Raw genomic sequence first — 12313 nt, 5'->3', positions numbered from 1 at the left:
TGATTATGTGGAGAATACATTATGACAGAGGTTAGATAGGATCCTCGCATACTGTGACTTCATGAAGCTAAATAATTGGTCTAATCTGAATAACTTTACCTACGATGTAGATGATACCGGTAATACAAATTCATGGGTCGAAATCACCAAAAGCGATTATAATTACTTAGATTTACCTGTAAAGCTAGTCAAAGGCACTGAAAACGTCTTGTACAGTTATGATGCAATAGGCAGGAAGCTGATAAAAACATTAGAATCTGCTGTAATGCAGACGTTGACCGTATCCAGTACGAGAATGGAGTATTGAAGTTTATTCAGACCGAGGAGGGCAGGATTCTTCCAAATGGCAGTTCTCATATTTATGAATACTTTTTGAAGGATCATCTTGGCAATATACCTGTCGTGGTAGACCATAGTGGGAAGATCAAGCAGATCCAGTATTACTATCCATTTGGTATGGAGATGAATCAGGGGAATGCATTGAGTAATTCTAACCCTTACAAATACAATGGCAAAGAGAAACAGGTAGAACTGGAGCTGGATTATGTAGGAGGCTACGGTTTTTAATAGTGGAGTCCAATCTAAATTTATCCTGGATATCGTTATCCTTCCGAAAATACATTACGATTGGAACAGGGATTAAAACCAAGAGTAAATTATTTGAAATTTTATCAAGTAAAAAATGAAAGTATTGCGTCTAATACCGTTGTTGTTTTTATTTTCATTTTGTAGACAACAAAGTGAAAGTAAAAAAGAAGCCAATATTATTTATCGAATAGGTTTTGAGTACATTGAACTGTCATTTGACGAATCTGGCCAGGCAAAGGCCAAGACAGGTAGATCAAATTCTATTGGTGAAGATAAATTTTTAGCAGAGTCAACGACAGACAGTACGACGTTTTTTATAAAAAATAGTCCACTTTTCTTTAGGAAACTGGAACGATTGAGAGAAAAGCAAGTTGAAAGTGCAAAAGGTTATAGTAGAACTCAGATTCTTCTAAATGATTCTCTTTATTTTGACACTAAGATGTATTCTGCTGATTTTTGGGATATTTATTCAATAATATCTGATGGTATACCAATGGATTTTAACCCTTTTAAAACCAGAAAATTCGAATAAATATTACCAGTGGATTATGGAGCGAGGTTCTACGATGCGGAGATAGGAAGGTGGAATGTGGTGGATCCGCTGGCGGAGATGCATTATAATCTTAATGGATACAATTATGTAATGAATAATCCTATTATTTTTAAAGACTTATTCGGTCTTGATACAGTTTCATTAAATAATTTAGTTATGAAGAACTATAAGGTAGATAAGGATGTTGTACAAATGGAAGAGGCAGTGGTTACTCGAACTTCTTATAGTAATTCTAGAAATTTCAGATTGAGTTATGCTATCTCAAGAAATGTGGACAAATTAGATATGAAGGGAGTAATTGTAGATTCCGATTGGGAGGCCGTCAAACATTATTATAATGGTAATGGACAGTCGGTAACAATAGGAAAGAAATCCTTGAAAAAAGTGCTCCTGTCACCTGTTTTTATCGAACTACATAAACAAATTTCAAAAGGAAGGTTTAAAACAAATACAGGAATTAATTTTACGAAACATTAATTTTACATTGGGAGGACTACCGTTAATATTTTTGCTGATCCTTTTAAGAGAGAGGTAACATATACTTTATTTGAAGGTGATGGATTTTGGGATCCAGATTTTATTGATGAAAAATATTATCAGGGTCACAGGCTGTGCCAGATGGGAAAGGTTCAAATTTGGAAAGAGGGGGAGCTCCATATGATTATAATCCAACAATAATTACTATTCCATTTTATTAATATGAAGGATGTCCTAACGATTATATCAGCTTTGTTAATGACTGTCATTAATTTTATTTCAGTAGGATTTTGGTATGATAATATTAAATATTCAATTTCTGAATCTAGCTTAGAAAAAAAATATTATATAGCACATGATTTGAAAATAGATTATTGGGGCTACGATATTTCAGCGAATAATTATGGAGTTGTGATTACAGATAATTCTGGAGGCTTGGTTCTTTACAAAGGAATGTCAATCGAAGGAAAAGGTGTTATTTCAAAACTTCTTGGATATTATGTGAGGGAAAATAGGTTTGTTGTTTTAGTGGAATTAGAAAATAATATTAAAATCATAGTTGAATTTCGATATGGTAAAATTTATAAAATCTCCCCAAAACCTATGATTGAAAATGATGATATTTATAATTCCTTCGATAATAAAGAATTGGTTCGTTGGTTGAACTATAAAAATACCTATCATATTCCTCTTACATTATTTTCATTCATATTAGGAGTAAGTGTGATTATTAATATGGTTTTGATATATAGAATAATAAGAATATTAAAAACGAACCGATTCCCATCTCAAACCTGAGAGGGGACACTATAATATCGATCTAGAAGCTTTGGAATCAGCGTGATTATGGGGCTAGATTTTATGATGCAGAGATAGGCAGGTGGAATGTTGTGGATCCGCTGGCTAGTGAAGCTTACGATTGGTCTCCTTATCGCTATGGCTATAATAATCCAATGAAGTTTATTGATTCAACAGTGATGCTTGAAGATGACTACACTATTGATGATTTTGGCAAAATAAATCTTGTTCGTAAAACTGACGATAATTTTGATCGATTAATTAAAGTGGATGACAATGGAAATGAGGCCAACACTTCCATTATCTTAGATAAAGGCATTTTAAAAGAGACACCGGGATCAAGGTAAAAAAATGTAAATTATGTTCATAATTTTGGGTTATAAGTCTGGAGGTGGAAAAAATTATTCCATATTTAATTACACAGTAGGTGCACATATGGGACCAAAGGCAGATATTGTGGCGGTTAAGGGAGTAAATAAAAGACCATATGAAAAATTTTAAGTCGAATTATCTCTTTTATGCCGCGTTTATTATTTTGATAGCGGTGACGTTAATTCGTAGTTATTTTATTGAAAAGCGGGAATTTAGAGCAGATTATAATTTTGAAGTTACTAATTTGGAGATTACCGCGAAAAAAGAAGTTACATTGTATAGCGGTGATAAAAAGATCGCTTTTTCTTTGTTCTCTTTAAGAGAACGTAATGGTATAAAAAAAGGAGATTTTGTAGTAAAGAAAAGCTATTCTCCCTATCTCTATATCTATAGAAAAGATAGCTTAGGTGAAAAGCAATTGTATTTAAAAGTAAAAGGATATAATACTTGGGTGTTTCATGGGTTTGATGATTAGGATAGATGCCTAAAATAAGAGTAAGACCGGATAGCCATTGGCTCCCTGTCCTTGCGGCGCGTCTGAGCCAATAGACTAAACATAGAAACCATCAGAGCTAATACCATAAGAGCTCTGATGCTCTTCAATGCCTTAAAAGAAAAATTAGGTGATTGAAAAACTAAAGCCAAGCATGTCAGCGACATGCAAAAAGTATTTTTACAACTCACTTTTCGGTAGATAGTTTTTTTATATCGCGGAATAAATGAAAAAGGAAATAAATGGAAAAGTTCACTTAAAAAGAAGCAAAAGAAAGACTATGGCTGATGCAAACCAACCCGTTTCTAGGGCAACCAAAGTGGTAAAAATGATCTTGAAAATTTTACTGATAAGTTTTTTAGGTTTAATTGGATACATGATTATTGACGCCTTAATAAGTCTATCACCAAGATCCGTGTATTGTCTTTCAGATAATAAATGTATCACTGTAATGAATGGAAAAGATGATGAAATCTATTTTATCCCTGGAAAATATACAGGTGAAGAAATTCCTTCAGATGACTATGTGAAGGTAACGAATTTGGGCCGAGATTTTGCAAGTGCGGTTTTCTCAAAAAACAATGTTGTGCTAATTAGAATTGATGGCAATCCAAAGGTTATTCAGCGATCTTCTCGTGGGGTGATTAAATTATACAATGATGATCTAGCAAACAACGATAGTTTATACACTTGTTTTGATGGACGAGACTCGGTGTACAAAAAAGGAGTTCATTTTATAAATATGAATCTTAAGGAAAATTATGCTTGGAATTCAGAGGGTAAGCTTAAATAGATTTTTGTTTATAGAATCAAAAGCTTATGGCTTAGCATTTGATCTTTCTATTTACGATGCTCATAAATTAAGTATACGATATTCTAGAAGCAGTTTTGGAATATCCTTTGGTATTGATAGCATTACAAAATTCTGATATGAAAAAGACTGCTTCTATTAAATTTTTTTTATTAATCCCACTTTTACCTTTATTGTTTAATTGTGCAGATTACAATAAAAGGCAATGTGAAAAGTTTACTGGATTTTATAAAGATGTACAATTTGACGTGGTAATTTTAAGTAAACCAGTTGCTGAGCCTAATTATTACCGGTTTTCTGTAAGGGATTTAGCGTCAAAAAAAGATTCAATATTGTCTGTTGATAGAGAACTCGTCTCACTATCTCCAATATGGAATATAGGAGACACATTAACAAAGAACCAAGGAAATACCATCGTAGAATTGAGGAAGCAAGATTCAATATTAAATGCTAGGAAGTTTTTAATAGAATGGACATGTAAAGGTACTTTCATTAATGGTGAAGATGGTAATATATGGGAGAGAAGGTTGGCCTTCGGGACGTTTTAGTTTTCTTGTGGTATTGATAAAACTATAAGATTTTAGAAGAAACGTATATTTTTAATTGTACGTTTGTTTATCGATTAATAATGAAAAGATGAAGTTAAATTCTAAATATAAAGGCTGGAGATTTGCATGTATTGTTCTTGTTATTTTTTTATCTAGTTGCCTAACCGAACAAGGCTGTAAAGAAACTGTCAATTATTACAGTAACCTTGAACTTAATGTTGTAGTAGAAGGTCCTAGATCTGCGGAACCCAATTATTACGAAATGGAGGCAAAGGATATCCTTTTAAATAAAAGCAGTAAAGTTAAAATAGACCGTGGCCTTGCTAGTATTGTTCCTAAATGGTCAATTGGAGATACTTTGGTTAAAAACAAAGGAAATACCATTGTTATGTTAAAGAAAAGGAAAGCTGTTTTGGGCACGAGAATCTTTCTCTCAGAGTGGACCTGCAATGGAGGTACGATTAATGGTACACCCGTGGATACTTGGGTAAGCAAGTTTAAAGAATCGGGTCTAACAGAGGATTCTTATGAATAACGATTCCGTGAATTTTTGACTTATTTGTGAGGATCATTGCTTTGTAGTTTACTTAAAAAATGGAAGGCGTTACAAGTTTTAGCAAAGTAATTAGCGAAATGGAATTAAATGATTTGGAGACTAGTTTGAAGGAGTTAAGCTTGAATCCACTTGATAGTTTGTTTAATAGCATTGACTTTGAGGAGTTTGAACAAGTTTTATATAGACTTGCTTATAATCCAGAAAACGGAGATGTTAACTTTTTTATCTATACTTATATGTTAAGACTTTTAGGGGGTAAAGAGAATGATTGGCGAATACATTTATCCATCAGTAGGTTGATGGGGGGCATTTTAAATCATATTGATGGGTGTGAATTGATAGGTCTATACCATGCGAAAGAAGCGGATAAACTAAAGCCAATGGATGCAGATATTCTGGAGTTTATTTTGTATTATAACCATATTCCTGAAAAAATATTGTCGGATGAAGAAGCTCTGGTTTATTCTCAAAAGCTGCTTGTGGTTAAACCTGATAGTGACATAGTAAAAAGAGATATCTAGTAGAGAAGGCCAACATGGTATGTGTTACACTATGATGAAAAACGCTATCGTGATGAAGAAGGAAATTTGATAAAGTGGCTGAAAAAATCTTAAAGGACAGCATAAGCACAGATTATGTCAGAGATCTTCAAAGACAATTTAAAAAGCCTCCCATAAACAAATCAGTAAAAGTTAATCATGGTTCATTGGTAAATCCTACAATTACTAACTTAGAGTTAGATGCTATTCGCTACCAACGATCTGTGAGAAGCTGGCAAAATACAATTGGAAAATTTGAAAAAGGTACAAAAGGTTATGAAAATAAATTTGCTTTTTAATATTTTAATGATAGTTATCCTATCTTCATGTCAATCTGCTAATAAATGTGAGGATCCAATTTGCTTTAATACTTCAATTGAAGAAAGCAAGAATAATTATGTTGTTAAACTTGAATTTGAATCAAAAAAAGATACGATATTAAAATTAGATGCGAGAATGTTTACGACAGGTTGCCCTGATTATTGGGAAGATCCAACGGAGTTCTATAAAAATCGAAATCCCAATGTTTTAAAACATAATCATATTATTGTTAAGAATACAGATAATGAAGTTAGGCTACTATCGAGACAGTTTTTTCCAAAAGGAAAACAAATACCAATTGAATTACCTAACTGTGCCTTCTTGGAACAGTTTGATTTGATATTGAAAAAGAATAAAGTAATTTCTTATAATTTTTTTGTTGGGAAGAATCAAAATGAGCTAAGAGTGTCGACCTCAGATCGAAAAGTCAAATTACACTTATACCTGAAAAATAACGGACACGGTACTATTATAAGCTCAAGTAACTGGATTGATCTGAATCGGTACATTTCTGAGTAAATATATCATTTCTCATTCATTGATTAATAATGGAGAAGGTTCTGGTCAAGCTTCATAGTAGAGGTTGGCCTTTATAGACCCACCATGGATGATAATTTGACTTTATATGGAAATAATAGGTTCAGAAGTAGCTTTTGGGGAAGTGGTGAGTATAGGCTTGAGCCTGGTGTATTCACTACTAAGTTAGTTTTAATAAACTCAGGAAATACTGTGGCGAACGAATTGTCTGTTATCCGGAAGAATAGTAAAATAGTTATTATGCTGGACGACCTTTGCGATCGGTACTACGAAAAAGAAGATTGATTTGAATTCCAGCTGTATAAAGATGGCACGTCGATGTAGTAATACAATTGGGATATTTGGAAAAATAACAACTATTTTATATATAAATTTTTGTTATGATATTATCTTCGTGTATTGGGCAGTGTGGCGATATCATGGCCCTGGGTAGAGCTAATCTTCCAGGCCACTTCCATAAGCGTACAGTCCTATGCATCCATTAAAAAAGTATGAACAGGAAACAAAAGAAAGACTATGGCTAATGCAAACCAACCCGTTTCTAGGGCAACCAAAGTGGTAAAAATGACCTTGAAAATTTTACTGATAAGTTTTTTAGGTTTAATTGGATACATGATTATTGACGCCTTAATAAGTCTATCACCAAGATCCGTGTATTGTCTTTCAGATAATAAATGTATCACTGTAATGAATGGAAAAGATGATGAAATCTATTTTATCCCTGGAAAATATACAGGTGAAGAAATTCCTTCAGATGACTATGTGAAGGTAACGAATTTGGACCGAGATTTTGCAAGTGTTGTTTTTACCAATGATAATATTTTACTTATAAAAATTGATGATTATTCAAAGGTATTTCAGCGATCTTCTCACGGATTAATTAAACTTTATAATGATGATAAATATCACAACGATAGTTTATATATAGATTTTGAGGGTACAAAATCGTTGTACAAAAAAGGAGTTCATTTTATAAATATGAATCTTAAGGAAAATTATGCTTGGAATTTAGAGGGTAGACTTAAATAGATTTTTGTTTATGTAAGTATGTTTTTAAAAAATGGTGAACACCTGAGGGGTGTTTATAATTTTATTCGTTAATATTCGCGTTCCATTTGAATTCGGGCGTAAAGTAAACCTCCTAATTTTGTTCATTAGCGCATTAATTAAGCAGAATCAAAAGCTTATGGCTTAGCATTTGATCTTTTTATTTGCGATGCTTCATAAATTAAGTATAGGATATTTTTTTATTTACATCTTCCTGTAAAAAATTATAAGAGAACAACTAAATTTTCAGATGATTATAATATAAAACATAATATATTTACTAAAAAGGAATCAAATACATATCAAACTTATCTATTTTACTCTAAGTAATGAAAAAAACTAGAATTTGGCCATTCTTATTTATCTTGTTTTTATTTGCTTTAGCAATCGCGTATTCAAGGTTAATTACTCACCCAATGGCATTAGGGAAATATTATTTCAAATATCATGAATGTGGCGCTATTGGGGAACTTCCTGATAAGGATGATACGCTTACTTTACTTGATGATAATAAATATAGAAGTTCTTTTTGGGGGAATGGAGAATATCGTATAGAATACGGGATTTTTAGAACACTATTAGTTTTGAGTTATTCAGGTGGTACCGCTTCATACGAACTTGAAATAAAAAAAGTAGGCAATAAGATCACTATTGTTTTGGATGGTGCTTGCAATTTTTTTTACGAAAAGATTGAGTAATTGCAGTTAGAGGATGTAGCTTTTATATTTACTGAGAATTACAAAAAGGTCATTATATTATTGTTATGCAAAATGTATTGATTTTTCGTGTGAGACCTGTTGTGGCTAGGTAAACATATAGTTGATCCTGCCGAGCGTAGCGGAATCCAATAGTGTATCAGCCTTTCCTGAAAGATAATACATCGACACGTCCAGCAATTTAATCGCCGAAAATAGTTGTTAATTTTTACATTAGATAGGAATTGATTTGTTTAGATTTAGGAAGATGAAGAAAATTGAATTTTTAGAAAATCCGATGGGTTATTGCAACGAAACCGAGTACATTGCATATCTCCCAAAAGTAAAAGATGAAAATGACCTATTTAGAGAGTTGAATGATATTCTTGCATTTCCAGATTATTTTGGAGATAACTGGAACGCTTTATTTGACTGTTTAAGAGATTTTAGCTGGATTAGTAAGCGGGGAGTTGCATTAGTGCATTTAGAAATTCCTATACTGTCTGAGGAAGAACTAATGACTTATTTTGAAATAATATTTTCTGCAATTGAAGACTGGACAGATACTGATGATCATTATTTTAAAGTAATTTTTTCCAAAGAAGATGAACCTAAAATTATGAAATTTATTACCGATCTGGAACGATAAAAAAGATATTTAACTCACGAGAAGCTCTAGTTGGCGGGTGAAAGATAAAATTTTTAACCCAAACCCAAGTCGCCTTTCCATAGTTTAATTACTTATTTTGATGATCAAAGAGATCATGAGATGGTTAATCAAGGTATTCAATATTGGAATAATAATTTAAAAAATAAAAAATGAGACAAGTATTGTTTTTTCTTACAGGATTTATCTTGTATGGATGTAGTGATTATAAAATTAAGTATACATCAGAAGAAATGAGAAATCTTCAAGAATGTTTAATTAAAATTGAGGAATTGGAAAAGAAAATTGATCGTTTGACGCAGAATCAAGAAATGTATCCTTCTTTTATTTCAGGCGACAACAGTATATCTTTCGATTATACTGCAATTGGTGAAGATGAAATAAATTTTAATAACAGAAGTAAAAATCATTCCAATCCCAGAGAAATAACTAAGCTGGTAAAAATTCCTGGATTATCAGTAACGGAAACCTCGGAGCTAAAAAAATTAATAACTTACATTCAAAATCGCTATAATATACATTCCCAGTCATATGTTATTTATGATCCTCGTGATTTTTCTGGTGTTTATTTATACGAATATATTTACGGAGACTTATATACTGATAACCCAGAACAGGTTGGATACATTACAGTCTTAAATGAAAAAAAAATTAATACTAAATGGTTTTCAGATCACTTTGTTATAGAAGATAAAAAAGAAGGTTTATTCTTGGTACGGAATAAACTTTAGTATTGATTATGAATCAAATTTTATTTTGGTAATAAGGTGGGTTGATTAAATCTTATTGTAATGATTGAATATAACTTATAGAAAAATATATTTGAAATGAAAAAGAAAAAGAGATTTAGTCTTTTCTTGAGTGGTGTTTTACTACCTTTTTTGTCTGGTTGTATGACTGAAGAGAAATGTAGAAAAATCATGGAATATAATAGTAACATAGAATTTAACCTAGTGATCGAGGGGCCTACAACTGCGGAACCCAACTACTACGAAATGAATGCAAAGGATCTTATTCTTAATAGAAGTGGAAGAGCCAAGGTGAATCGTGGTTTAGGAAGTATTGTTCCAAATTGGAGTATTGGTGATACATTGACCAAAAGTAAAGGAAATTCTATTGTGATTTTGAAGAAGAAAAAACCTATTCAGGGCACAAGAATATTTGTTTCGGAATGGACTTGTAATGGTAGCTTTAACAATGGCGAACCCATTTGAAATCTCTGCATCTAAGTTTAAATAAGCAGTTCTTAGCAATGTTTCCTTCGAATAGTTGTTTGCAGATAGCAAGAATTTTAATAGTATGATTCAGCTTTTAACAATTATATTTTCTGCAATTGGTATTTCTGCAAAACCGCGGATTGAGAAAGGATAGGATAGGAAGCAAAAGCAGCCATCAAGATTGTTTTATAACAAATTTGATTGACTGCTCCTTTATTTTTACTTAAATAGACCAGCTACAGGACTTAGCTGCGAAAAAAAATACCGCCAGCCATACAAGTCCCTTTGCCAGGAAGAAGATAAATGCCCCCATGCCGGCACGCTTCAACCATTTTGATTTATTGTCTTTTTGCTCCATGTGAAGTGTTAAACAATATTCAGCCTATTTAGTTTGCACTGGCAATAGGCGTGAATACTTCACCAAAGTTATAAAAAGTTTGGTTTGCAATTTCTACCGAACGGTCAAAAGTTGCAGGATCCGCAGCATATTTGTTCAATACTGCTGTAAATCCAGCCCACATCTCACGGCTATTGTCACCGTAGCCTTCAAAGAAAGAAGTTCCCTTGTTGACGCCATATTTGTTCAGCATCTGTACGATGTAGGGGCCACCCATGATCGATCCTTCCAGTACATACAATGACGCAAGGGCTTCTTGTACATTGGTTACCGCCGGAGCTGTTGCTTCTGGAAGATTCTCCACGTTACCGCCCAAGGCTTCAATATCACTTTTGATATACGATGAGTTGCGGCGTTCCGCAAGATCAGGTAATACTTCGGATGTAACAAAAGGAGCGATGCTATCTTCCACTGCACGGAAATAAGCATAAAAACCTTTTAAAACCTCTGCATAATCTGCTTCGGAACGAATATTTTTCAATTGGCGCACGATCGTTCCTTCTACGTTTTGGTGAGCAGCGTGCGTTTGCTCTTTGATATGTTGACTTAACATGTTCATTCTTTTATTTATAACGATTCTATACAAAGATTCGTATTTATTTCCAATTTTTTATGCTGTTTTCTGATTTATCATCTATGAAAAACGACAGGATTTTACTCCACGATTTTGATTGGATAGGCATGATAAGGAGTGGTTTGTGTGAGAAGACGATTGAATACTACACGTATGCTAATACCACTGCTTAAATCTGAAGTAAGTCCTATCGGCGCATCTTCGGGTATCTGCACTTTAATGGATTTTAAATCATCAGAAATACCGAGGAAAGTCAAAGGCAAGCTGTTGGCGTTACCCTCTTCGGTATATTTTAAATTTACAGCTCGAATCTCAGATGCTTTGGTCAAATGTCTTGCGGGCAGATTTATAATTTCACCTCTTTTGACCAGCCATTCTTTTGTATGGCTAAAATAAACATAAGGAAGGAATTGGCCGGCAGGAACGGTTACAAACTTTTTACTACTTTTAACAGGGATGCCGAATTTGTTGATCACCTGCGCGTAGTAATCACCGGCAGGAATACCTGAACCATCTTGCTGATCCACATAGAAAGTAGTAAATGTATTCAATATAAGTTTATAGCTTTTATTCTGATCGTCGACGAGGTAGAGATTATCGCTTCCATCCAGCGCAAGATTATTCATTCGGATATAAAAACTGCTTTGGCCGACAATTGCCGTCACTTGGGTTTCTTCGTCTTGGAAGGAGGGAAGAAGCGCACCGTTTGACAGTTTTATGGTATAGGTTTTGAGGGTGCCGTCCTGGGCTTTAACCTGATATTGCAGTCCGTCTTTGAGCGCAATGGCTGTTCCAGAAGCAGGGCTTATACTTGCATTTTTGGAAATGTTGATAATGGGAGCAACTGTCTCGGGAACAGGCCATTCGGTAGAGCCAGGCCAGGAGACATAGATGGTTTCGCCATCCACTGCTGCTACGATGGTATCTTTACCCGCGTTGTAAGGAATCTTAAATGAGGTGATTTCGGTGTAAGGTGTCGGCGCAATTTCATACTCTTTTTTGCAAGCCGAGAATAGTGTGACTCCCATAGTGAGCAACAAAATGGGAACACGGTATAATGTGTTTCTTTTTTTCATGGTTGTGGTGACTTTCTATCGTCAAAAGGCATGTGTAAAGGCGAAAA

General features: G+C 33.6%; 20 protein-coding genes and 1 pseudogene. 18 read left to right on the top strand and 3 right to left on the bottom strand.

What is annotated here, in order from left to right:
* Positions 1-61: 61 nt before the first annotated feature.
* The 18 genes and pseudogenes from G6053_RS16635 to G6053_RS16550 all read left to right on the top strand — a co-directional run bounded on the left by G6053_RS16635 (position 62) and on the right by G6053_RS16550 (position 10216).
* A complete protein-coding gene (locus G6053_RS16635; protein ID WP_108637141.1) occupies positions 62-307 on the top strand; it encodes a hypothetical protein in 246 nt (81 codons plus the stop codon).
* Positions 304-567 (top strand): hypothetical protein, encoded by a 264-nt coding sequence (locus G6053_RS16630; protein ID WP_108637142.1) that lies wholly within the window; start codon positions 304-306, stop codon positions 565-567. Before G6053_RS16635 ends, G6053_RS16630 begins: the two co-directional genes overlap by 4 nt.
* A 115-nt stretch (positions 568-682) precedes the next feature.
* Complete coding sequence (locus tag G6053_RS16625; protein WP_165307268.1) at positions 683-1120, top strand: hypothetical protein; 438 nt, start codon at positions 683-685, stop codon at positions 1118-1120.
* A 9-nt stretch (positions 1121-1129) separates the two neighbouring features.
* The gene (locus G6053_RS16620; RefSeq protein ID WP_241254754.1) at positions 1130-1618 is read left to right on the top strand and encodes an RHS repeat-associated core domain-containing protein; all 489 of its coding nucleotides are present in this window, start codon (positions 1130-1132) and stop codon (positions 1616-1618) included.
* 258 nt (positions 1619-1876) lie between these two features.
* Positions 1877-2416 (top strand): hypothetical protein, encoded by a 540-nt coding sequence (locus tag G6053_RS16615; RefSeq protein ID WP_206531752.1) that lies wholly within the window; start codon positions 1877-1879, stop codon positions 2414-2416.
* Positions 2417-2472: 56 nt separating this feature from the next.
* A pseudogene (locus G6053_RS16610) lies at positions 2473-2763 on the top strand (RHS repeat-associated core domain-containing protein); the annotation flags it as partial.
* 140 nt (positions 2764-2903) lie between these two features.
* Positions 2904-3263 (top strand): hypothetical protein, encoded by a 360-nt coding sequence (locus tag G6053_RS16605; protein ID WP_165307265.1) that lies wholly within the window; start codon positions 2904-2906, stop codon positions 3261-3263.
* Positions 3264-3507: 244 nt separating this feature from the next.
* Complete coding sequence (locus G6053_RS16600) at positions 3508-4074, top strand: hypothetical protein (protein WP_165307263.1); 567 nt, start codon at positions 3508-3510, stop codon at positions 4072-4074.
* A 137-nt stretch (positions 4075-4211) separates the two neighbouring features.
* The gene (locus G6053_RS16595) at positions 4212-4640 is read left to right on the top strand and encodes a hypothetical protein (RefSeq protein ID WP_165307262.1); all 429 of its coding nucleotides are present in this window, start codon (positions 4212-4214) and stop codon (positions 4638-4640) included.
* Positions 4641-4728: 88 nt separating this feature from the next.
* Positions 4729-5175, top strand: a complete 447-nt coding sequence (locus G6053_RS16590) for a hypothetical protein (protein ID WP_165307260.1) — start codon at positions 4729-4731, stop codon at positions 5173-5175.
* A gap of 59 nt (positions 5176-5234) precedes the next feature.
* Positions 5235-5717 (top strand): hypothetical protein, encoded by a 483-nt coding sequence (locus tag G6053_RS16585; RefSeq protein ID WP_165307258.1) that lies wholly within the window; start codon positions 5235-5237, stop codon positions 5715-5717.
* Positions 5718-5791: 74 nt separating this feature from the next.
* Positions 5792-6034 (top strand): hypothetical protein, encoded by a 243-nt coding sequence (locus G6053_RS16580; protein ID WP_108633754.1) that lies wholly within the window; start codon positions 5792-5794, stop codon positions 6032-6034.
* On the top strand, positions 6012-6575 hold the full coding sequence (locus G6053_RS16575; protein ID WP_165307257.1) for a hypothetical protein: 564 nt from the start codon (positions 6012-6014) through the stop codon (positions 6573-6575). The genes G6053_RS16580 and G6053_RS16575 overlap by 23 nt, the downstream gene beginning before the upstream one ends.
* A 534-nt stretch (positions 6576-7109) precedes the next feature.
* On the top strand, positions 7110-7622 hold the full coding sequence (locus G6053_RS16570) for a hypothetical protein (protein ID WP_165307255.1): 513 nt from the start codon (positions 7110-7112) through the stop codon (positions 7620-7622).
* Positions 7623-7969: 347 nt separating this feature from the next.
* Positions 7970-8338: a hypothetical protein gene (locus G6053_RS16565; RefSeq protein ID WP_165307253.1), complete on the top strand. Its 369-nt coding sequence runs from the start codon at positions 7970-7972 to the stop codon at positions 8336-8338.
* Positions 8339-8603: 265 nt separating this feature from the next.
* Entirely contained in the window at positions 8604-8984 is a 381-nt protein-coding gene (locus G6053_RS16560; RefSeq protein WP_165307251.1) for a barstar family protein, read from the top strand.
* Between the two features lie 170 nt (positions 8985-9154).
* A complete protein-coding gene (locus G6053_RS16555) occupies positions 9155-9733 on the top strand; it encodes a hypothetical protein (RefSeq protein WP_108633761.1) in 579 nt (192 codons plus the stop codon).
* Positions 9734-9829: 96 nt separating this feature from the next.
* The gene (locus G6053_RS16550) at positions 9830-10216 is read left to right on the top strand and encodes a hypothetical protein (RefSeq protein WP_206531751.1); all 387 of its coding nucleotides are present in this window, start codon (positions 9830-9832) and stop codon (positions 10214-10216) included.
* A gap of 226 nt (positions 10217-10442) precedes the next feature.
* Here G6053_RS16550 and G6053_RS30930 read toward each other — a convergent pair whose 3' ends face one another.
* The 3 genes from G6053_RS30930 to G6053_RS16540 all read right to left on the bottom strand — a co-directional run bounded on the left by G6053_RS30930 (position 10443) and on the right by G6053_RS16540 (position 12266).
* Positions 10443-10577 carry a hypothetical protein gene (locus G6053_RS30930; protein ID WP_277603176.1) on the bottom strand — a complete coding sequence of 45 codons (135 nt, stop codon included), beginning with the start codon at positions 10575-10577 and terminating at the stop codon, positions 10443-10445.
* 28 nt (positions 10578-10605) lie between these two features.
* On the bottom strand, positions 10606-11169 hold the full coding sequence (locus G6053_RS16545) for a biliverdin-producing heme oxygenase (RefSeq protein ID WP_108633763.1): 564 nt from the start codon (positions 11167-11169) through the stop codon (positions 10606-10608).
* Between the two features lie 101 nt (positions 11170-11270).
* Positions 11271-12266 (bottom strand): hypothetical protein, encoded by a 996-nt coding sequence (locus G6053_RS16540; protein ID WP_165307248.1) that lies wholly within the window; start codon positions 12264-12266, stop codon positions 11271-11273.
* Positions 12267-12313: the final 47 nt, after the last annotated feature.

Origin of the sequence: Sphingobacterium sp. DR205, from assembly GCF_011064245.1 — a bacterium.
In the GTDB taxonomy this organism is placed as follows: Bacteria; Bacteroidota; Bacteroidia; order Sphingobacteriales; family Sphingobacteriaceae; genus Sphingobacterium; species Sphingobacterium athyrii.
The sequence above is the reverse complement of the archived record's forward strand: the minus strand, read 5'-3'. Positions and strand labels throughout refer to the sequence as shown.